The organism is Pseudomonas sp. Pseusp9, from assembly GCF_059491265.1.
This window is the reverse complement of record NZ_CP168500.1, coordinates 706794-727706: the sequence shown is the minus strand read 5'-3', so window position 1 is coordinate 727706 and position 20913 is coordinate 706794. Positions and strand designations below refer to the sequence as shown.

General features: G+C 58.7%; 21 protein-coding genes, 1 other RNA gene and 1 pseudogene. 14 read left to right on the top strand and 9 right to left on the bottom strand.

The genetic code is table 11. The features are described 5' to 3' along the window. The first annotated feature begins 13 nt into the window (after nucleotides 1-13). Entirely contained in the window at nucleotides 14-541 is a 528-nt protein-coding gene (locus ACEN8E_RS03170) for an outer membrane protein assembly factor BamE (RefSeq protein ID WP_007993578.1), read from the top strand. A gap of 60 nt (nucleotides 542-601) precedes the next feature. Here the strand turns inward: ACEN8E_RS03170 and ACEN8E_RS03165 are convergent, their stop codons facing one another. From ACEN8E_RS03165 to ACEN8E_RS03155, 3 genes are read right to left on the bottom strand one after another with little or no spacing between them, the layout of a single operon-like run. Continuing rightward, nucleotides 602-916 carry an RnfH family protein gene (locus ACEN8E_RS03165; RefSeq protein WP_495591403.1) on the bottom strand — a complete coding sequence of 105 codons (315 nt, stop codon included), beginning with the start codon at nucleotides 914-916 and terminating at the stop codon, nucleotides 602-604. After that, on the bottom strand, nucleotides 909-1343 hold the full coding sequence (locus ACEN8E_RS03160; RefSeq protein WP_413421623.1) for a type II toxin-antitoxin system RatA family toxin: 435 nt from the start codon (nucleotides 1341-1343) through the stop codon (nucleotides 909-911). The genes ACEN8E_RS03165 and ACEN8E_RS03160 overlap by 8 nt, the downstream gene beginning before the upstream one ends. Nucleotides 1344-1350: 7 nt before the next feature. After that, the gene (locus ACEN8E_RS03155) at nucleotides 1351-2754 is read right to left on the bottom strand and encodes a sodium-dependent transporter (protein ID WP_495591402.1); all 1404 of its coding nucleotides are present in this window, start codon (nucleotides 2752-2754) and stop codon (nucleotides 1351-1353) included. Nucleotides 2755-2871: 117 nt separating this feature from the next. Here ACEN8E_RS03155 and smpB point away from each other — a divergent pair, with 117 nt between their 5' ends. Beyond that, complete coding sequence (gene smpB, locus ACEN8E_RS03150) at nucleotides 2872-3354, top strand: SsrA-binding protein SmpB (RefSeq protein ID WP_007988707.1); 483 nt, start codon at nucleotides 2872-2874, stop codon at nucleotides 3352-3354. Nucleotides 3355-3454: 100 nt separating this feature from the next. On the opposite strand, the gene ACEN8E_RS03145 is transcribed toward smpB, so the two are convergent. Continuing rightward, a complete protein-coding gene (locus tag ACEN8E_RS03145) occupies nucleotides 3455-4222 on the bottom strand; it encodes a GntR family transcriptional regulator (RefSeq protein ID WP_495591401.1) in 768 nt (255 codons plus the stop codon). Between the two features lie 261 nt (nucleotides 4223-4483). Between ACEN8E_RS03145 and ACEN8E_RS03140 the strand changes: the two genes are divergently transcribed. From ACEN8E_RS03140 to ssrA, 8 genes are all read left to right on the top strand, one after another. Next, the gene (locus ACEN8E_RS03140) at nucleotides 4484-6178 is read left to right on the top strand and encodes a lactate permease LctP family transporter (RefSeq protein ID WP_495591400.1); all 1695 of its coding nucleotides are present in this window, start codon (nucleotides 4484-4486) and stop codon (nucleotides 6176-6178) included. Between the two features lie 162 nt (nucleotides 6179-6340). Continuing rightward, nucleotides 6341-7165: a (Fe-S)-binding protein gene (locus tag ACEN8E_RS03135; protein ID WP_495591399.1), complete on the top strand. Its 825-nt coding sequence runs from the start codon at nucleotides 6341-6343 to the stop codon at nucleotides 7163-7165. Then, complete coding sequence (locus ACEN8E_RS03130; RefSeq protein WP_495591398.1) at nucleotides 7162-8616, top strand: LutB/LldF family L-lactate oxidation iron-sulfur protein; 1455 nt, start codon at nucleotides 7162-7164, stop codon at nucleotides 8614-8616. Before ACEN8E_RS03135 ends, ACEN8E_RS03130 begins: the two co-directional genes overlap by 4 nt. Then, nucleotides 8616-9287 (top strand): LutC/YkgG family protein, encoded by a 672-nt coding sequence (locus tag ACEN8E_RS03125; RefSeq protein WP_495591397.1) that lies wholly within the window; start codon nucleotides 8616-8618, stop codon nucleotides 9285-9287. The genes ACEN8E_RS03130 and ACEN8E_RS03125 overlap by 1 nt, the downstream gene beginning before the upstream one ends. Then, the gene (locus ACEN8E_RS03120) at nucleotides 9284-12094 is read left to right on the top strand and encodes an FAD-binding and (Fe-S)-binding domain-containing protein (RefSeq protein ID WP_495591396.1); all 2811 of its coding nucleotides are present in this window, start codon (nucleotides 9284-9286) and stop codon (nucleotides 12092-12094) included. The genes ACEN8E_RS03125 and ACEN8E_RS03120 overlap by 4 nt, the downstream gene beginning before the upstream one ends. Nucleotides 12095-12293: 199 nt before the next feature. Beyond that, a complete protein-coding gene (locus ACEN8E_RS03115) occupies nucleotides 12294-12569 on the top strand; it encodes a PA2433 domain-containing protein (protein ID WP_495591395.1) in 276 nt (91 codons plus the stop codon). A gap of 306 nt (nucleotides 12570-12875) precedes the next feature. Next, on the top strand, nucleotides 12876-13154 hold the full coding sequence (locus ACEN8E_RS03110) for a PA2433 domain-containing protein (RefSeq protein WP_495591394.1): 279 nt from the start codon (nucleotides 12876-12878) through the stop codon (nucleotides 13152-13154). 94 nt (nucleotides 13155-13248) lie between these two features. Continuing rightward, nucleotides 13249-13645, top strand: a transfer-messenger RNA (tmRNA) gene (ssrA, locus tag ACEN8E_RS03105). Nucleotides 13646-13741: 96 nt separating this feature from the next. On the opposite strand, the gene ACEN8E_RS03100 is transcribed toward ssrA, so the two are convergent. After that, on the bottom strand, nucleotides 13742-14005 hold the full coding sequence (locus ACEN8E_RS03100; protein ID WP_495591393.1) for a hypothetical protein: 264 nt from the start codon (nucleotides 14003-14005) through the stop codon (nucleotides 13742-13744). Nucleotides 14006-14300: 295 nt separating this feature from the next. Here ACEN8E_RS03100 and ACEN8E_RS03095 point away from each other — a divergent pair, with 295 nt between their 5' ends. From ACEN8E_RS03095 to ACEN8E_RS03085, 3 genes and pseudogenes are all read left to right on the top strand, one after another. Then, the gene (locus ACEN8E_RS03095) at nucleotides 14301-14762 is read left to right on the top strand and encodes a cysteine hydrolase family protein (protein WP_495591392.1); all 462 of its coding nucleotides are present in this window, start codon (nucleotides 14301-14303) and stop codon (nucleotides 14760-14762) included. Between the two features lie 329 nt (nucleotides 14763-15091). After that, nucleotides 15092-15442, top strand: coding sequence for a DUF6124 family protein (locus ACEN8E_RS03090; protein ID WP_495591391.1), 351 nt, complete (start codon nucleotides 15092-15094; stop codon nucleotides 15440-15442). Between the two features lies 1 nt (nucleotide 15443). After that, nucleotides 15444-15675 (top strand): annotated as a pseudogene (locus tag ACEN8E_RS03085) (hypothetical protein). 63 nt (nucleotides 15676-15738) lie between these two features. On the opposite strand, the gene ACEN8E_RS03080 reads toward ACEN8E_RS03085, so the two are convergent. The 3 genes from ACEN8E_RS03080 to ACEN8E_RS03070 are packed head-to-tail and all read right to left on the bottom strand — an operon-like array spanning nucleotide 15739 to nucleotide 18154. Beyond that, nucleotides 15739-16938: a type II toxin-antitoxin system HipA family toxin gene (locus ACEN8E_RS03080; RefSeq protein WP_495591390.1), complete on the bottom strand. Its 1200-nt coding sequence runs from the start codon at nucleotides 16936-16938 to the stop codon at nucleotides 15739-15741. Then, entirely contained in the window at nucleotides 16935-17186 is a 252-nt protein-coding gene (locus ACEN8E_RS03075; protein WP_495591389.1) for a helix-turn-helix domain-containing protein, read from the bottom strand. Before ACEN8E_RS03075 ends, ACEN8E_RS03080 begins: the two co-directional genes overlap by 4 nt. A gap of 47 nt (nucleotides 17187-17233) precedes the next feature. Then, on the bottom strand, nucleotides 17234-18154 hold the full coding sequence (locus ACEN8E_RS03070) for a YeeE/YedE thiosulfate transporter family protein (RefSeq protein ID WP_495591388.1): 921 nt from the start codon (nucleotides 18152-18154) through the stop codon (nucleotides 17234-17236). A 142-nt stretch (nucleotides 18155-18296) separates the two neighbouring features. Here ACEN8E_RS03070 and ACEN8E_RS03065 point away from each other — a divergent pair, with 142 nt between their 5' ends. After that, nucleotides 18297-19703 carry a DUF2252 domain-containing protein gene (locus ACEN8E_RS03065; protein WP_495591387.1) on the top strand — a complete coding sequence of 469 codons (1407 nt, stop codon included), beginning with the start codon at nucleotides 18297-18299 and terminating at the stop codon, nucleotides 19701-19703. Between the two features lie 189 nt (nucleotides 19704-19892). Here the strand turns inward: ACEN8E_RS03065 and ACEN8E_RS03060 are convergent, their stop codons facing one another. Beyond that, nucleotides 19893-20873, bottom strand: a complete 981-nt coding sequence (locus ACEN8E_RS03060; protein WP_495591386.1) for a metallophosphoesterase — start codon at nucleotides 20871-20873, stop codon at nucleotides 19893-19895. Nucleotides 20874-20913: the final 40 nt, after the last annotated feature.

Genomic DNA, 20913 nt, shown 5'->3' with positions numbered 1-20913 from the left:
AAGTCGCCCACCGATGCAAAACACCAAGCTCTTGCTAACCAGTTTCACCTTTGTGGGACTGCTCGCACTCGCCGGTTGTTCATTCCCCGGGGTTTACAAAATCGACATCCAGCAGGGCAATGTCGTCACGCAGGACATGATAGACCAGTTACGCCCGGGAATGACCCGCAAGCAAGTACGGTTTATCATGGGCAACCCTCTGCTGACTGACACGTTCCATGCCGATCGCTGGGATTATCTGTACAGCCTGCAACCAGGTGGCGGTGAACGCCAGCAAGAACGCATCAGCGTTATCTTCAACCCAAATGATCAGCTTGTCAGCCTCTCCGGTGATTTCATGCCAGGCGTGAGCCGCGACGAAGCCATTCTCGGCAAGGACAGCGGCACGACAGTGGCTGCCCCGGCGGAAAACGTCGAAAAGCCAAAACCGGAAAAGCCGGTCAAGCCAGGTTCGTTGCTGGACCAGATCCAGAAGGACGTCGACGGCGTAGAAACCGTTCCGGTCCCGACGCCGCGACCACTGGAAACCTCGCCGCAATAATTTGCGACGCAATAAAAAGCCCGGCATGTCCGGGCTTTTTATTGTCTGGCGTTCGGCGACTTACTGCTTCCGGGCCTTCGCCTCGGCAGCCTTGGCCGCACGCAGTCGGCGAACCTCTTTCGGATCAGCCAGCAACGGCCGATAAATCTCGATGCGATCCCCCGCTTGAACCAAACGGCTGTCGGGATCGACAACGACCTTACCGAAGATTCCCACAGGACACCCGGCCAGATCCAGCTCAGGAAATGCCTGACCTATACCGGATTTCAGCAAAGCGGCACGAACAGTCGTTCCTGCTGGCACTTTCACCGGCGCAAGCACCTGGCGATCAACGGCGGCATACACCACCTCAACCCCGATATCCGCCTCAACCATGTATTTGCTTGGCCCGCTGGCAGAATGCATCCACCAGTGTATTGGCCGCCTGATTGAACAAGGGTCCCAGGGTCGCGCGAACAATCGGCCCTGCGTAATCGAATGAAAGGTCCAGGCTGATCTTGCAAGCCTTGTCGGTCAACGCCTTGAACACCCAGATGCCATGCAACTGAGTGAACGGGCCTTCCTCAAGGTTCATTTCGATCGATTGGCCAGGAACCAGGGTATTACGCGTCACGAAATGCTGGCTGAGGCCACCCTTCGCCACGCCAACGCTCGCCCGCATATGCTCAGGCGAGCTCTCCAGGACTTCGGCCGCCGAGCACCACGGCAGAAACTCCGGATAGCGAGCCACGTCGTTGACCAGGTCATACAGCGCTTGTGCCGGATACGGCAGCAAGGCCGAACGTGAAATGTGTGTTGTCATGTCAGCGTTACTTCCACAGCTGGGCGGCAAACACTACGAGGATGCCGATGGGCGCAACATAGCGCATCAAGAACAAGGACAGACCAAACAGCGCAGGATTACGGATCGACAACTCGTCGCGTACCGCTTCACGCCCCATGATCCAGCCCGCAAACACCACGAAACACAAACCGCCAAGCGGCAGCATGAGTCGCGAGGTAAAGAAATCGATCACACCAAAGAAGTCGAGGCCACCGGTTGCTCCCCACTGGTAGAGGTGGAACATCCCGTCTTCGCTCACGAAGAACTTGGCCTCCTTCCAGATATTGAAGGAGAACACCGTGCCCAGGCCAACAACCCAGCAGCTGAAAGCCAACCAGAACGTGACCCATGCACGACTGACTTTAGTGCGCTCGACCAGGTAGGCCACCATCGGCTCAAGCAGGGAAATCGCCGAACTCCAGGCAGCGACCGCCACCAGCACGAAGAACACCACCCCCATCAGTTGCCCGAACGCAACGTTACCGAAAGCAAACGGCAGGCTGACGAACATCAACCCCGGCCCCTCGCTCGGATTCAGGCCCGCCGCGAAAACAATCGGAAACAATGCCAGGCCTGCCACCAGGGACACGAAGGTGTCGAGCAGCGCCACGCCAACGACAGTCCCCGATATCGACGAATCCTTTGGCATGTAGGCACCGTAGATCATGATCGAGCCTACACCCACGCTCAGGGAAAAGAACGCATGCCCCATCGCGGGCAACAAACCGTCCAGGACCTTTTCCGGATGGAAGTCGAACATGAAATGCACACCGTCCATGAAATGGCCGGTGGTCATGCTGTAACCCAGCAGCACGAGGACCATCACGAACAACAACGGCATCATGATGCGCAAACTGCGCTCAAGCCCGGCAACCACGCCCTTGGCGATCACCACCGCGGACAACAGCATGAAAATCGTGTGCCAGAGTGTCAGGCGCCAGGGATCGGCGATGACATTGCCGAAGTAAGCCCCCACCTGATCCGGCGTTGTACCCTGAAAGTCGCCACGTCCCATGTCGATGATGTAGTCCAGCGACCAGCCGCCAACCACACTGTAGAAAGACAGGATCAGCAATGCCGTGATCATTCCGGCAAATGCGCCCCAGGACCATTTGCCCGAGTGCCCCGCCTCAATCGCCAGCGCCTTCAAGGCATTGGCCGGGCTGTGCCGGGCACGCCGGCCGATCAGGGTTTCCGCCAGCATGACCGGCATGCCAATCAGCGCGATGCAAACCAGGAACATCAGCACGAAGGCGCCGCCGCCATAGACGCCGACCATGTACGGGAATTTCCAGATACTCCCCAGCCCCACGGCCGAACCGGTCGCGGCGAGTATGAAGACCCAGCGGCTAGCCCAACTGCCATGGACTGAAACCTTGTCTGTCGACATTGCTATCACGCCCGGCGTTCAAAAAAGAGGCCGCATTGTCCGGGATTCAATCAACCTGCTCAAGCACGTAGCAACACCGTAGCCGACTCGCGTGCAACTCCCTATAATGCCGCCCCTATGGCTAAACAGAAGAAACACCCAACAGGGACCATCGCGCAAAATAAAAAGGCGCGACACGATTACTTCATCGAGCATCGGTTCGAGGCTGGTCTGGTCCTGGCCGGCTGGGAAGTAAAAAGTCTGCGGGCAAGCAAGTTGCAGCTGGTCGACAGCTACGTACTGCTCAAGGATGGCGAAGCCTGGCTGCTCGGCAGTCACATCACGCCCCTGACGACCGCCAGCACCCACGTCATCGCTGACCCGGTGCGCACCCGTAAATTGCTGCTCAATCGCCGCGAGCTGGAAAAGCTCTCTGCCGCTGTGCAGCAAAAGGGTTACGCCTGCGTGTGCCTGTCCTGGTACTGGAGCAAGCACATGGTCAAGTGCGAGATCGCCCTGGGCAAGGGCAAGAAGGAATACGACAAGCGTGATACCGAGCGCGAACGCGACGCCGGTCGCGAGTTGCAGCGCGCAGTGCGCAACAAGGGCAAGGAAGAGTAACGCCCTTCGCGGGCAAGCCCACTCCCACAGGGTTTCGATGTACCCGTGGGAGCGGGTTTGCCCGCGAAAGCAATCCCACAAGCCATACAAAACCGACTGGCTACATCCCCTTGCGCCGCTCCGCCCGGGCCATGCGCTGCACTTCCTGACGCACTTCTTCCAGCACTTCCTGCACATACAAAATGTGTCGGCTGGAAACCTCCCGCGCCTGCTCCGCCCGCCCTTCGATAATCGCCTGATACAACTCCCGGTGCTGCGTGATCAACATGTCGCGGGTTTCGGTACGCTGCTTGTACATGCCACCGATGTTGGTCACCACGTTGCGCTTGAGCAGGTCGAACAGCCCGCGAATGGTGTGCAGCAACACGGCGTTGTGGCTGGCCTCGGCGATCGCCAGGTGAAAACTTGCGTCCGCCGCCCCCTCTTCGGCACGGCTGGCTTCTTCGTGACGCGAATAGCAGTCCTGTAATTCGTTGAATGCCGCGGTCAGTCGCTCGCGATCCACATCAGTGGCACGCAGCGCCGCGTAGTAGGCGCAGGACGCTTCCAGCGTATGGCGAAACTCCAGCAGATCGCGTTGTGCCTCGGGGTTGCTTTCCAGCAGATGCAACAAAGGATCACTGAAGGTGCTCCCCAATGATTCCACCACATAGTTGCCGCCGCCCTGGCGACTGACCAGCAAGCCCTTGGCTGTCAGTTTCTGAATGGCTTCGCGCAGCGAAGGGCGTGATACGCCAAATTGTTCGGCCAACGCACGCTCGGCCGGCAAGCGCTCACCCGCCTTCAACGTGCCCTCGAGGATCATGCCCTCAAGCTGCTCGACAATATCGTCAGACAAACGGCGCTGACGAATCTGATCAAACCCCATAACTCGATTTCTCCACGATCCGACGGCTCGCCGGGGCTCTATTCTGGCCTATCGGCGCCCCGCCGGCACCTGCCGCTGCGCATTTGGTCATACCAGACAGACAGCCTGCGCACTTTGCATTCGACAAAAGTTTTAGGGCGGCAAATTGACACACCGCCTACAAGGCTTTTACCCTAGCCAACAGCGATTGTAAATTGGTATTACCAATTAACCAAGAACGCTGATCAGTGCCTGACCAACAACAATTAGGGGCCACCCCATATGCAAACCTGGCAACAGCTCTATACCCCGCTCGGCAGCCTCGGCCTGTCCGCACTCGCAGCCGTTATCCCCATCGTGTTTTTCTTCCTGGCCTTGGCCGTGTTCCGCCTCAAAGGGCATGTCGCCGGCAGCATCACACTGGCCTTGTCGATTCTGGTGGCGATCTTTGCCTTCCACATGCCGGTCGATATGGCGTTCGCCGCTGCCGGGTATGGCTTCGCTTATGGCCTGTGGCCGATTGCCTGGATCATTGTGGCTGCGGTATTCCTCTACAAACTGACGGTCAAGAGTGGCCAGTTTGAAGTCATCCGCAGTTCGGTACTGTCGATCACCGATGACCAGCGCCTGCAGGTCCTGCTGATCGGTTTCTGCTTCGGTGCCTTCCTCGAAGGTGCGGCCGGTTTTGGCGCACCGGTGGCGATTACCGCGGCCCTGTTGGTAGGACTGGGTTTCAACCCGTTGTACGCCGCCGGCTTGTGCCTGATCGCCAACACCGCGCCAGTTGCCTTTGGCGCCCTGGGTATTCCGATCATTGTTGCCGGGCAAGTGACCGGCATCGACGCCTTCAAGATCGGCGCCATGACCGGTCGCCAACTGCCACTGCTGTCGATGTTCGTGCCGTTCTGGCTGGTGTTCATGATGGATGGCCTGCGCGGCGTGCGGGAAACCTGGCCGGCGGCCCTGGTGGCCGGCTTGAGTTTTGCCGTGACCCAGTACTTCACCTCGAACTTCATCGGCCCGGAACTGCCGGACATCACCTCGGCCCTGGCCAGCCTGATTGCCCTGACCCTGTTCCTGAAGGTCTGGCAACCGAAACGCGCCGCCGGCCAACACATCGTGGGCGCTGTATCGGCCTCAGTAGTCAGCGCCAGCGTCGGTGGTTTCGGCCAGAAGCGCACCACCGTGGCATCGCCCTACAGCCTTGGGGAAATTTTCAAGGCCTGGTCGCCGTTCCTGATTCTCACCGTACTGGTCACCATCTGGACCCTGAAGCCGTTCAAGGCCATGTTTGCCGCCGGCGGTTCGATGTACAGCTTCGTGTTCAACTTTGCCATTCCACATCTGGATCAACTGGTCATCAAGACCGCGCCGATCGTGGCGACGCCAACCGCCATTGCGGCCGTGTTCAAACTGGACCCGATTTCCGCCACCGGTACGGCGATCTTCTTCTCGGCGCTGATCTCGATGTTGGTGCTGAAGGTCAATTTCAAAACTGGTCTGACCACTTTAAAAGAGACCTTCTACGAACTGCGCTGGCCAATCCTGTCGATCGGCATGGTGCTGGCGTTTGCCTTCGTCACCAACTACTCGGGCATGTCCTCGACCATGGCCCTGGTACTGGCGGCGACGGGCGCGGCGTTCCCGTTCTTCTCGCCGTTCCTCGGCTGGCTGGGCGTGTTCCTCACCGGTTCGGATACGTCGTCCAACGCCCTGTTCAGTTCGCTGCAAGCGACCACCGCGCACCAGATCGGTGTCAACGACACCTTGCTGGTGGCGGCGAACACCAGCGGCGGCGTAACCGGCAAGATGATCTCGCCACAGTCGATCGCCGTAGCCTGCGCCGCGACCGGTCTGGTGGGCAAAGAATCGGATCTGTTCCGCTTCACCCTCAAGCACAGCCTATTCTTTGCAACGATTGTCGGCTTGATCACTTTGGCTCAGGCCTACTGGTTCACCGGCATGTTGGTGCACTGATACCTACAAGAAGACTACAAGCGACATGGAAATAACCGACGCCGGTCCGTGATTCCGGCGTCAGCAATTCACAACCCGGTCTGTAAGGCTGCTGAAAGCAACTCTCTCTATATTCAGCAGCCTCAGCGGACGGATAACCGGGACCACCCGGAGACACGCCTGATGAGCGAGCTTTTTTACAACGCTGTGCCGAATGCGACCCGTGTCGCTCCGCCACTGCCCGAGCCTCGGCAATACCCCAGCGAGAAACCGTCACGGGTCTACCTGTTCGGGACCTGCGTGGTCGACTTGTTCTACCCCGAAGCCGGGATGGATGCGATCCACCTGCTTGAGCGCGAAGGCATTCGTGTCGAGTACCCGCAAGGGCAAAGCTGCTGCGGCCAACCGGCCTACACCTCGGGTTACACCGAGCAGGCACGGACCGTGGCGCGCTCGCAACTGGCGTTGTTTGCCGGGGATTATCCGGTGGTGGTGCCATCTGGCTCTTGCGCCGGAATGTTGCGCGAACACTATGCCGACTTGTTCAAGGACGAGCCGGACACGTTGAAACAGGTTCAGGCGCTGGCTGCCAGAACCTATGAACTCGCCGAGTTCCTGTTGTTTGTCTGCAAGGTGCAGCTCAAGGACAAAGGCGAACCGGTAAAAGTGGCGCTGCACACCTCGTGCTCGGCACGCCGTGAAATGAACACCCACCTGCATGGCCGCGAATTGTTGTCGCAGTTGAGCAATGTGGAGCGGGTCAATCACGATCACGAAAGTGAGTGCTGTGGCTTTGGCGGGACATTCAGCGTCCGTATGCCAGACATTTCCGGCGCGATGGTGGCTGACAAGACCCGGGCGTTGAAGGAGTCCGGCGCACACAAGGTGTTGAGTGCCGATTGCGGTTGCTTGATGAACATCAACGGCTCGCTGGAAAAACAGCAGGAAGCGTTGCGCGGCCAGCACCTGGCCAGTTTCCTCTGGCAGCGTACCGGAGGTGCCCGATGAGCACTTCCACGATTATTCCTACGGTTGCCGTAGAAGAAGATTTCCGCACCCGCGCCCACCAGGCGTTGGGTGACGCGCAATTGCGAAGCAACTTCCGCAAGGCGATGGATTCACTGATGAGCAAACGGGCAGCGGCTTTCAGCGATGCCCATGAAAGAGAACATTTGCGCGCGCTGGGCAATGCAGTCCGTGCCCGTGCGTTATCCAAGTTGCCCGAGCTGCTCGAGCAACTGGAACAGAACCTGACTCGCAACGGTGTGACAGTGCACTGGGCGGAAACGGTGGACGAAGCCAATGGCATCGTCCTCTCGATCATCCGCGCTCACGAGGGGCGGCAAGTGATCAAGGGCAAATCGATGGTCAGCGAAGAGATGGAGATGAACCATTTCCTCGAGGCTCAAGGCATTGAATGCCTGGAGTCCGACATGGGGGAATACATCGTCCAGCTCGACCACGAGAAGCCTTCACACATAATCATGCCGGCGATCCACAAGAATGCCGGTCAGGTCGCGTCCTTGTTCCACGACAAACTTGGGGTGGAATACACCAAGGACGTTGACCAACTCATTCAGATCGGTCGCAAGGTCTTGCGGCAGAAATTCTTCGAAGCGGATATCGGCGTCTCCGGTGTCAACTTCGCCGTGGCCGAAACCGGCACCCTGTTGCTGGTGGAAAACGAAGGCAACGGCCGCATGACCACGACGGTGCCGCCGGTGCACATCGCCGTCACCGGTATCGAAAAAGTCGTGGAAAACCTGCGCGACGTGGTGCCGCTGCTGTCACTGCTGACCCGTTCGGCCCTGGGCATCCCGATCACCACTTACGTCAACATGATCTCCGGCCCGCGCAAGGCGCATGAACTCGACGGCCCGCAGGAAGTGCACCTCGTGCTGCTCGACAATGGTCGCAGCCAGGCCTTTGCCGACAGCGAATTGCGCCAGACCCTGAACTGCATCCGCTGTGGCGCCTGTATGAATCATTGCCCGGTGTATACCCGAATCGGCGGCCATGCCTATGGAGAGGTTTACCCCGGCCCTATCGGAAAAATAGTCACCCCGCACATGGTTGGCCTGGCGAAAGTCCCGGATCACCCGAGCGCGTCTTCGCTGTGCGGTGCCTGCGGAGAAGTCTGCCCGGTAAAAATCCCCATCCCTGCACTGCTGCGGCGCCTGCGGGAAGAAAACGTCAAGGCCCCGGACAGTCCTAACCAAGTGATGCGCGGCCAGGGCAGCAAGTATTCGCGCAAGGAACGGTTCATCTGGAACGCCTGGGCGAAGCTCAACAGCTCGCCGACGCTGTATCGCCTGTTCGGGTTCTTCGCCACCCGTTTGCGCGCCCTCACGCCGAGCAATGTCGGCCCCTGGACGCAAAACCATAGCGCACCAAAACCCGCCGCCCGCTCACTGCATGACATGGCCCGCGAGCACTTGGCCAAACAGGGAGACCGCTGATGAGCGCCAAGCAAAACATCCTCGCCAAACTGCGTAAAAGTCTGACAGGCACCACGCCGGTGGCCGACAACTTTGATGTCGATCTGGTGACCCAGCCTTACACCTACGCGCCTGAGCAACGCATTGCGCAATTGCGCAAGCTGATGGAAGCGGTGCACACGGAAATCCATCTGACGTCCGGCGAAGAGTGGCCGACGCTACTCGCGCAATTGCTGCGGGACCGCCAGTTGCCGAGCCTGCTGATCGCACCGACCACGCCCCACGGTCAACAGATCACCCAGCACTGGGCGAAAAATCCGGGCTTGCCAATGCTCAAGGCCTACGACCGCCCGGTTGAGGAATGGAAAGCCGAGCTGTTCAACGACACACCGGCGAGTCTGACCGGCACCCTCGGCGCCATCGCGGCAACCGGCAGTCTGATTATCTGGCCGACCCGGGAAGAACCGCGCTTGATGAGCCTCGCGCCACCGGTGCATTTCGCCCTGCTCAGGGCCAGCGAAATCCGCGACAACTTCTATCAGGTGCAGCAGGAGTTCGAATGGGCACAAGGCATGCCGACCAATGCGTTGCTGGTGTCCGGCCCGTCGAAAACCGCCGACATCGAGCAAGTGCTGGCATACGGCGCCCACGGTCCGAAAGACCTGGTGGTGTTGATCCTGGAGGACCAATGAGTCTACCGGCCGCTTTCCTGCGTGATGTACAGCAACTGATTCCTCCAGAGCGACGTTTCGACGACCCGCTGTCGACCCTGGCCTTCGGCACCGATGCCAGTTTCTATCGTTTGATTCCGCAACTGGTGATCCGCGTCGAGTCCGAAGACGAAGTGGTGGCACTGCTGCAACTGGCACAACGCGACCGGGTGCCGGTGACCTTCCGCGCCGCCGGCACCAGTTTGTCCGGTCAGGCAATCAGCGACTCGGTGCTGATCGTGCTGGGGGATAACTGGAACAGTCGCGAGATCCGTGGCCAGGGCGCGCAAATCCGCCTGCAACCCGGCGTGATCGGTGCCCAGGCCAACGCCTGGCTGGCGCCGTTCGGCCGCAAGATCGGCCCGGACCCGGCCTCGATCAACGCCTGCAAAATCGGCGGCATCGTCGCCAACAATGCCAGCGGCATGTGCTGCGGCACGGCGCAAAACACCTATCACACCCTGGCCGGCATTCGCCTGGTACTGGCCGATGGCAGTCGTCTCGACACTGAAGATACCGCCAGCGTCGCGGCGTTTCGCCAAAGCCATACTGCGCTGCTGGAGCGCCTGGCGACGCTGGGGCGCGAGACCCGCGCCAATTCCGAACTGGCTGCGAGAATCCGCCACAAATACCGTCTGAAAAATACCACCGGCCTGTCACTCAATGCCCTGGTGGATTTCGACGAGCCTGTGGATATCTTGAGCCACTTGCTGGTGGGCTCCGAGGGTACGCTCGGGTTCATCAGTGCGGTGACCTACGACACAGTGATCGACCACCCGAACAAGGCCTCGGCCCTGATTGTGTTCCCCGATGTCGAGACCTGCTGCAACGCCGTCACCGTATTGAAGAGCCAACCGGTATCGGCCGTGGAACTGCTGGACCGCCGCAGCCTGCGTTCAGTGCAGGACAAACCCGGCATGCCACCTTTCGTACAGCATCTGTCGAACAATGCCTGCGCCTTGCTGATAGAGTCCCGCGCCGCGTCGACCACCTTGCTGCACGAACAACTGGCGCAGATCATGGCGTCGCTGCAAGCGTTCCCGGTCGAAAAGCAGGTCGATTTCACTGAAGACCCGCAGGAAAACGCCCGCCTCTGGGCCATCCGCAAAGACACCTTCCCTGCCGTCGGCGCCGTGCGCAAGACCGGCACCACGGTGATCATCGAAGACGTCACCTTCCCGGTCGAACAACTGGCCATCGGCGTCAACCGCCTGATCGAGCTGTTCGACAAACATCACTACGACGAAGCGATCCTTTTCGGACACGCACTGGAAGGCAATCTGCACTTCGTCTTCACCCAAGGCTTCAACAACGCGCAAGAAGTCGCACGCTATCAGGCGTTCATGGACGACGTGGCGCAACTGGTGGCGGTGGAGTTCGGCGGTTCGCTGAAAGCCGAACACGGCACCGGGCGCAATATGGCGCCGTTCGTCGAACTGGAATGGGGCAGCGATGCCTACCAGTTGATGTGGCAACTCAAGCGTCTGCTCGACCCCAACGGCATTCTCAACCCGGACGTGGTGCTCAGCGAAGACCCGCAGATCCACCTCAAGCACCTCAAGCCATTGCCGGCTGCCGACGAGATTGTCGACAAGTGCATCGAATGCGGCTTCTGCGAACCGGTTTGCCCGTCGAAAGGCCTGACCTTGAGCCCGCGCCAACGCATTGTGATCTGGCGCGACATTCAGGCGAAACAACGCGCCGGCATCGATACCACCGAACTCGAAGCCGCGTACGAATACCAGGGCATCGACACCTGTGCCGCCACCGGCCTGTGCGCGCAACGCTGTCCGGTCGGCATCAATACCGGCGAGCTGGTGAAAAAGCTGCGTAGCCGCAAGGCAACGCATACGAAAACCGCCAACTGGCTTGAAGGACATTTCGCCACGGCACTGCAAGGGGCGCGTTTCACCCTGCACGTCGCCAATGGCGCACGCCTGTTGCTGGGAGCGCCGCGACTGGCAAAGTTTTCCGCAACCCTGAGCAAACTGTCCAAAGGGCAAATTCCGCAGTGGACCAACGCGATGCCTCAGCCTGAACGGCCGATTCGCTTCAGCCCGGCGATCAGCGATGAGCGCCCGCGGGTGGTGTACCTGGCCGCGTGCGTATCACGGGCCATGGGGCCGGCGGCGGGCGACAAGGAGCAAATGTCGCTGCACGACAAGACCCGCGGCCTGCTGGAAAAGGCCGGTTACCAGGTGGTTTTCCCGGACAACCTGGACAGCCTGTGCTGCGGTCAGCCGTTCGCGTCCAAAGGCTACGCCGAGCAAGCCGAACACAAACGCCAGGAACTGATTGGCGCCTTGCTGCACGCCAGCCGCGGCGGGCTCGACCCGATCTACTGCGACACCAGCCCCTGCACCTTGCGCCTGGTTCAGGACCTGGGTGAGGCCCGCCTGGACCTGTACGACCCGGTGCGCTTCATCCGCACGCACCTGATGGACCGCCTGGAATTCACGCCTCAGGAGGCACCGATCGCCGTGCACGTGACCTGCAGCACCCAACACCTGGGGGAAAGCCAGGCGCTGATCGACCTGGCGCGCAAGTGCAGCAAAAACGTGGTCATTCCCGAAGGTATTCACTGCTGCGGCTTCGCTGGCGACAAGGGCTTCACCACGCCGCAACTCAACGCCCATTCGCTGCGCACGCTCAAGGACGCGGTGCAGCAATGCAGCGAGGGGATTTCCACCAGTCGCACTTGTGAGATTGGCCTGACGCAACATGGCGGCATTGATTACCACGGGCTAGTCTATCTGGTGGACCGCGTTACCCTGGCTAGGGCGACCTGAGCAGAACCCCACAAAAGGCGCATTCATGCGCCTTTTTTAGTGCTTGCTGCCAGAACCGACAGCATTACCGCAAAAAACAGAACCCTGAGGTGCCACCGCAGTCCACAGATCAAGTCCCGCAAACGTGGGACCTTTCCTAAACTCGGCAGCCCGTCCTGGTGGTCAGCGATGCCTGGCCACTCAGTTCAAGGAGATACTCATGAAACGTTCTGTACTGTTTGGCCTGTTCGTAACTGCCTCAATGCTGGCCTCCCCCTCGTTTGCCGCCGAAAAAGACCTGTGCGCGGTCAATCTGAAAACCATCGAAAACGCAAAGGCACAGATTCCTCCCGAAATGGCTCAACAAGTAGCGGACTCTGTCGAGAAAGCCAAAGCCGACCATGCAAAAGGCAACAAACAAGGTATGGATGATTGCGTCGCCGAGACCAACCAGACCATCCAGGACCTCAAGAACGCGAGCAAAGGCGGGAAGTAACTCCCAGCTTCAGGGCCAGCCTTCGGGCTGGCCTTCTCGGTGTTGTTGACGTACATCAACAACGACTGTGTCCGATACGAAGCAAACCCAAACCCGCCAGTAGCGGGTTTTGTTGCATCCGGGGTCTGGAAATATGTGACCGTGCGCATCGCTGGAAAAAGCCCGGCACGTAGTCTGAAAAAACCGAATTATTGCGTTGCGTCGCAGTCTTTTAGATAGACCCCATCGATCGTGGCTGTTTTTCGGGCTCGGCCTGGCCGCCCGCTCATACGTCAGCACCGAGCCTGCCCACTCCAGGAGATACCCATGAAACGTACCGCTCTCGCTGGCCTGTTCATTACTGCTGCACTGCTGGCCTCTCCCGTATTTGCTGCAGACAACAACCTTTGCACGAGCAAGCTGCAAGAGCTCAAGGGCAAAGTGAATGCGCTGCCGGCGACCTCCGGAAACACCACAATGGAGATCAAAAGACTGATGTCCAGCGCCGAAGCCTCACAAGCTTCCGGCGACGACAGAAAATGCGTCACCGAGGCCACCCAGGCCTTGGCACTCGCTGACAAACAGAGCAACGAGCCCACCCCATGATGTGTGGTGACCAACCTTCGGGTTGGCCTTCCGGGGCGCGATGACGTACACTACATATGCCTGCTGCTCACTTGATTCACAGAGCATCAGGCTCGGGGCCGTTTAGGATTCGACGCCGGTTGCGAAACTTTAGGTGCATGCCGAGTTGGTAACAGAACTCGTAAATCCACTGTTGCAACTACTTATAGTTGCCAATGACGAAAACTACGGCCAGGAATTCGCTCTCGCTGCGTAAGCAGCCTTAGCCCTGAGCTTCTGGTACCTTCGGGTCCAGCAATCACCAGGGGATGTCTGTAAACCCAAAGTGATTGTCATATAGAACAGAATCGCCGTGCAGTACGTTGTGGACGAAGCGGCTAAAACTTACACAACTCGCCCAAAGCACCCTGCCCGTCGGGTCGCTAAGGGTTAACTTAATAGACACGGCTACGCATGTAGTACCGACAGCGGAGTACTGGCGGACGGGGGTTCAAATCCCCCCGGCTCCACCAATTGAGACACCGACGAAGCCCGCCCAGTGCGGGCTTTGTTGTTTCTGACTGTATCTCAAGCCCTGCAACAGTCTGAAACATGACTCACGCTAACAATCAGTACTTGATGTCCCGCGCTGTACGACGGGTATCCTGCTTGGTACTGCGCTTGTCCTGGCGGCATTCGACATTGCTCTTGTCATTGCCCTTTCTGCATTGATCCTTGGTTTGCCGGGCGGTGGAGCGTCCTTCCTGCCTGGTATCGCGGGCTTCACGTCGTTGCTGCCCCTGCTCGGTCGCGTACGCGGGTAGCGTCACCCACTGCACGCCAGCGGCGACAAGCAGCATTGCCAAGGCTTTCAAGTAGTGCTTGCAAATCATGATTTTTCTCCAGTTCCATACCGCTCAATCGCTTCGTTCACTCACCGAAGAACCCAGCGAAAACGTGCATTACATCGTACGCTCACGACTCACGAAAACCTGTTGTGGTACGTGAAATCTGACGATAGGGTCGCATCGGCTGTCTCGCAAGGGCTGTTATGTGCATGATTGCAATATGGGCATTGCTAACGACCAGGCTTTGCAACCGGCCTGCCCGCGAAGAAGCCAGTGAACCCCTCCAGACTATGCTGCACCCACAGTCGCCCATCTCACGGCCATCGCCCCCGGGAAGCTCATGCGCCAAGCACTTCTGATCATCGACGTTCAACCCAGCTTCGCCCCGCCGCAATGGCTGGTCGACGGTATCCAGGCACTCATCGGCACCCTGCCCAGTGCCGCCACGGTCGAGCGTCATGACGAGTCCATCACCCCTTTCGCAAAACAGCTCGGCTGGCACCCCGCGCCGGACGATGACAGCCTGATACCCGCCGACCGTATTTTCATCAAGCACGGCTACGCGCCCACAGCGCAAACCATCGACTACCTGAAAAGCCTGAACGTCGAGCGCGTGCTGGTGTGCGGCCTGCAGACCGAAACCTGCTGCCTGGCGGCGGGGTTTGCGTTGTTTGATGCGGGTTTGCAGCCGACGTTGATTACGGATTTGACGGTGGGTTCGTCACTGGACCGGACCGGTGGGTTGGGGGTCAGGCTTTGGGAGCATCACTTCAAGCACACAGTGAGATCGAGTGACTTGTGATCGGCGCAGTGACTTCACCGCGGCCTAGGACATTTCCTGCAAAACGCATCGCCTTTCATGAACTGGCGGACGCTTCTTCTCGACGATAGCCTTCAGGGGTCGCTGCACATCAGCGATCGGCTTTGACAGGCTGAAACCGGAACCTTCCACTCCTCCGAATAAAACGGCATGCTTTCGCGCGTGCAATTTTCATGGCGGCTGTGCGTGGGGCATCTTCGGATGCACCGGTTTCCTGTGTTTCCGGTCTGTCAACCTGCGTACAGCTGCCACCCTACCTTGTTTGACAGCAGGGGAGCGGCGGCTCCTTTGAACAAACCAGGAACTCCATCATGAAAAAGCACAGCCCGAATCCGCCAGATTCAACAACCGAAACACCCGACTTATCCAACCTCTCCAAAACCACCGAACCCACCATCAGCGCCCGCCTCCGCAACCCCACTCACCTCGACCCCGTCAGCCACGTCTTCACCCTGCGCCCCGACATCGACACGCCCTCCCTGCTCACCCACGCCAGCGAAACCCTCGCCTCGCTCAACGTCATGAGCACCGACCTTGCCTGTGATCTTGAAAGTTCGCGTCGCAACATCGCCCTGGCAATCCAGCAGTTGGCTGTGTTGGCGCAATTGCTGGTGAATCGGGCACTGGACAACATCGCACCGCTCGACGAAGTGGAGGCCTGAGATGGGTCGATACAAGCCGATGCCCCCATCGACGGCGCCATCGCATCACAGCTGATCGACACCGAAGCACCACTGGATGTACCTATCGCATCCGAACCGCGACGTAATTGCAGGAGAGTTTCGCGACGGACGAGGAGTTTTATAGCGAACTGCCGCAGGTGTTGGTCACTTCCATGCACGACGGTTGTGACTTGCTGGATGTGGTTGGACGGCGATTGCAGATGCAGGTTTGATTCTGGAAAAAGGACGATCTCATTGAGGCCGTCCTTTTTCATCACCTACCTATGGCATTGAAACTAACCAAACGTCAGAGCGAAAGGTGCTGCCGCGTGTTGTATTGCCCGCACCACATTAGGTGCCTGTTCCCGAAACGGTGAGTAGCGTTCAAGCACCTCCTCGACAGCTGTCAGTAAACGCTGAATTCGGTCCTTGGGACGCTCGATCTCACACGTCAGCGCAAACTCCAACAACCCCTGACGGGAAGCAAACAAAGACTTGTTACCCACCAGATCCAGAGCCAGTACATCCTCGGGGATGTAGGCTGTTGTATTGACGATGTCATAAGCCGGTGCGAGACGGGCGTCACGCTGGGTTGGTTCAGAATACAGCAAGCCAAAGTTCTTCAAGTGAGCATCGCCGTTCCCAACAATGCAGCTAAGCGCTACACAATCAAAAAGTTGATCAAGCGAAACCCGCTGGTTGCTTGCCGGACAAAACAATCGAATCGCTTTGGCAATGGCTGCATAGCTTTTGCTGTACTTCTGATCGGCCGAGAGCCCCATCAGTGCCGCCATGTCCTCGAAGCCGATAGGATTAAGCTGATCGTCCCGATCAAAGCGACGCATGACAAACAGCTTTGCATTGTTGGAGAGGTAAAACTGCGGGACCGAAATGCCCGCCTCCTTGGCAATGGACATGCAAAGGAACTCATTGATGGCCAGTCCTGGAAACTCATCCCTGCCACTCTTTATGATCAAGTCCGAGGTTTTCGAGGTGGCTCGTCGCAACTCGAAATCCTGCTGCTCCGGCACCAACACCTTTGGCTGAACGCCCGATATGCCTGCCCTCAAAATATAGCGATCAAGAAGGTCGGCGAAGATATCTTCCGCTCCATCCCATGTGAGAATTTCTTCGAGTTTTTCTCCCGGAAACTGCTGCTCACCCAGCAATGCATCAACGGTTTCGGAATGCACCTGAATTCTGCCAATAGGCGAACTGCTGCCAGATAGAGCAAGCAACAACATTGGGTCGACGTTTACGGTTTTCGCCAGGCGATTACGCAATTGCTCCAACATATAGCCTTCGGGAAGATTCATCTGGAATACAGGATGCAGATCCCGCCGACGAAACTCGTCAGCCCGCACTGGCATCGACAAACTGATGGCTGTGTTGGGCAATGCGTCTTCTTGATAGCGGAAAATATAATCATCGCCACTGGTGAGGATTCGACCGCTATGACCCTCTGGGGTACTGACTTTGAGGGAGGTCATTTTCATTCGAACAACTCCCCGAGCTCTTCAAGTGTCGGCATAGTCGCCGGTACAACGGTGAGTTCGCAGTCCAAAGCACTCAAGACTCTTGCATAAGCGTTCATGGCAACAGTATCGGCCCCCTTCTCGACAGCAATGACTTTCTGCCGCGTCAAACCGGCGAGCTCAGCGAGTCGAGCTTGCGTCAGACCGCGCCTGATACGCGTTTCACGTATTTGGCTACCGAGTCGAGATATCAGCAGGGCATATTCCATGTTCATTTACCGTGACATTTATTATTAAATGTATCGTATACGGAACATTATTGCGAATATGCCTTAGTCACTCGCCTTACCCCAACCCCCACCAATATCCCCAACACAATCGACGCCAACGGCACCACTCCCACCCAGGTCAGAGTCGGAAACACCAATAGAATCTGCGAGTCATTGCCACCCAGCATCATCGATGCGCCGGTCCCCATCAACACCCCCGCGAGCAGGTGCCTGCCCGCGGTCATCCCTGCGAACCGCTGATAGTTGAACGTGCGGCGATGCAATGTGTAACAGAGCATGCCAAACATCAGCATGGCGAACACCGCCACACGCTGGGTAGTCAATGAGGTATCGCCCGGGCCCCGGAACATTTGCGAGAGATCGTAGAAGAACACGCTGGGCGTCCACAGCGGTTCGAAGGTGTAGAGGGCACCGGTCAGGGCGCCCAGCAGCAGGCTCGACAGCACCAGTTGTTTGTCACCGTGAATCCGGATCAGGAACAGCAGAATCAGCAGCACGATGCCAATGACCAGCCAGTAATGACGACCAGTGATCATCGGCATTTGCAGTGCCCGCTGTTCGGTCAGCATGTTCAGGTGATGCCACAGCACGATCCCCAGCACCCAGCCGAGGATGGTGAAGGCCTTGTTTAGATTGCCGCTGGCGAGTTTGGTGAGAGTGCCGACGCTACATCCGTCGTTGAGCACCGAGGCAAGGCCGAACAGCACTCCGCCACCGACCAGTGACAGATAGCCAACCTCGGGGATGAACAGCGGCTGGCTGACACCAGACAAGGCATAGACCGGCGCGAGCAACAGACCGAACAAACCGCAACTGACCAGCGACACGAACAGGGTCGGTCGGCGTTTGAGCAGCAGCCCCATGGCATTGACCAGGCACATGCCCATGCGCTGAGACACCCAGCCGATGAGGAACGCCAGCAGCAGTGAAACTGGCAATGAAAACACGGGCCTCCTTGTTTCCGGGTGGCGGCATCGAGTTGATGCCTGACAGACAGATTAGTCGCTGGGCAAACACTTCGTATGAACCCCCAAAGCCCTTCTACACTCAATCCGCAAACGCCCTACAACACTTGTCGAATAGGCCCTCATGACCACCCTCACCGACCGCTTGAAGCAAGGCAAGGATGCGCGCAAGAAGTGCTCGCGCGGTTCGCAGGCATCCCTGGGCAATGTCGCCCGCGACCCGATACCGCTGATCAAGGCGTCGAGTGAAGGACGCGTCAGATCGCTGGTGGAGTTGCGTTATGGCCGAATGCTGGTGTCACCCTTCACCTTCTATCGCGGCAATGCGCTGTTGCAGGCCCACGACCTGGCAGGCACCTCGAACATGGGGCTGGTTTCGCCGATCTGCGGTGATAGCCACCTGATGAATTTCGGCGGGTTCGCAACGCCTGAGCGCAACCTGCTGTTCAGCGTCAACGACTTCGATGAAGCCCATCCCGGTCCGTGGGAGTGGGACTTGAAACGTCTGGTGGCGAGTTTCCTGGTGGCGGCACGCGATCTGCGTCATGGCGAAACGGTTGAAGACACGGTTTGCCATGAGGTCGTGGGCGCCTATCAGAAAACCATGCTCGAATGCGCCGAACAGAGTGCGCTGGAAACCTGGTACGAATCCATCAGCTATGACGACATGCTGGCGCAGGCCAACAAGAGCACCCTGGAACATGTGCAGCGCGCCATCGAAAAAGCCGAGCGCCGCACCCATGCCGAACTGTTGCCAAAAATCAGCGAACGCGATGCCCATGGTCGTCTGGTCATTCGCGATGACCTGCCGGAAATTTTCCACCTGCACAAGAACACTACGCTGCTGGACGCCGATGATGACTGGTTGCGCCTCTCGGACTGGCGTCCGCTCTACGACACCTTCATGCGCGACTATCGCGGCACCCTGCAAGCGGACCGCCGTGATCTGGTGTCGCGTTTTCACGTTCAGGACATGGCGTTCAAAGTGGTAGGTGTCGGCAGTGTCGGCACCCGGTGCCTGGTGGCGCTGCTGACCGACGATCAGGAGTTTCCGTTGTTCCTGCAATTCAAGGAAGCGCGGCGCTCGGTGCTCGCCGGTTACGTGAAGGCCAAGTCGCGGGTGCGGCATGAAGGGCAGCGGGTGGTCGACGGTCAACGGCTGATGCAATCGGCCAGCGACTTGTTCCTCGGCTGGACCACCGGTCCCAGCGGGCGGCATTTTTATGTGCGGCAATTGCGCGATATGAAAATCTCCGCCGAACTCGAAACCTTCGATGGCGAAGCATTCGCGGCCTACGGCCGGCTCTGCGGTCGGGCCCTGGCTCGTGCCCATGCCAAGTCTTCCGGGCACGCGGCGGTGATCAGCGGCTACATCGGCAAGAGCGAGGCACTGGCCGACGCGCTCTACAAATATGCCCGGGGTTATACCGAGCAGAACGAGCGCGATTTCGAGCAGTTCCAGCAGGCCTGCCGCAAGGGCCGTTTGCGTGCGCGGTCGGAAGCTGACTTTGCCGCCGATCACTTGCCGTAGCGGTGTCGCAAGCTCTGGTACGGGGCTTTGGTCGAGATGAATTTTTCTTCACCCCACCATTGCGTTCCTGCCTGTACAGTGCACTGGCTCATTCAAGAAACTACGGTTTGCCCGCCCTCCCGCGGGCTTTTTTTTGCCTGCGATTTTGTCTGACGGCCACCCCTGGTTTTATCTCGCCCCCACCGTCTATCACTGCGCCGCTTGCGATTGCTCGGGCAGCAAACAGCCTTTGGCCATCCACTGGCAGTCTCTGGCCCAGCGATAACCGGATTCCAGATCACCTCGGTCGTTGTAATACCCCAGCCTGAGCTGAGTGGCACTCAGGTCGAGTTTGGCAAAACCAGCCCGCGAGTCAGTAAAGGTGCTATTCGGCGTAGGCGATTGCAGGACATCCAGCTTCTGGCCACCCGCTCCGGATATCACCCATGCGGGTTCACCTGCACGCAACAGCAATTGCTGATTGTGATCATGACCCGACAAAAGCAGATCGACGTGGTTGCGTTGCAACACTGGCAACAGCCGGGTGATCAGGTCCGACTCCTCGCCATGCTCGCCTTGATTGCGCACCGGATGATGGGACGCGGCTATTCGCCATACCGGAGCCGGTCCGGGCGCCTGGAACGCCTGATCGATCAAGTCGATTTGCTGCTGCAGACTTTCACGTGGCGCCGAAGTGTCGAGGAACACCATCCGCACCAATGGCCGCCCGTCGACGTCACCGAAATCCTTGACGTAGAAATTCGCCGGCATCTGCCAGCGAGCCGACCCCCGGTGCTGTTGGCCGTACTCGATCTCGTATTTTTGCGACAGCGGATAGTCGTGGTTACCCAGCACGGCGTAGAACGGCACATGGCTGAGCCAGTGCCCCCAATAGACACGCTCGAATCGGGTTCCCCAACGATAATCGCCAGTACCGCTCAATGGCTTGCCGTAGAAGTTGTCGCCGAGGAAAACCACCATGTCCAGGCGCCCCTCCCGGGCCGCGACGCGTTCCATGGCTTGCCCCACTCGCCACTGTTGCAGGTCACCGCTGCCTTGATCGCCCACGGCGATCAAGGACACCGACGCGGGGTCCAGGCCGCTCAGCGGAACATAGGGTGATGGCGGCGTGAATAGCCAGTAACCACCGGCGATCAGCAGGAGAGCGAAGGCAATGCCTGAGCCAGGCACGACCTTTCGGAGCACCGAACGCTTGGCAAATATCGAGGAG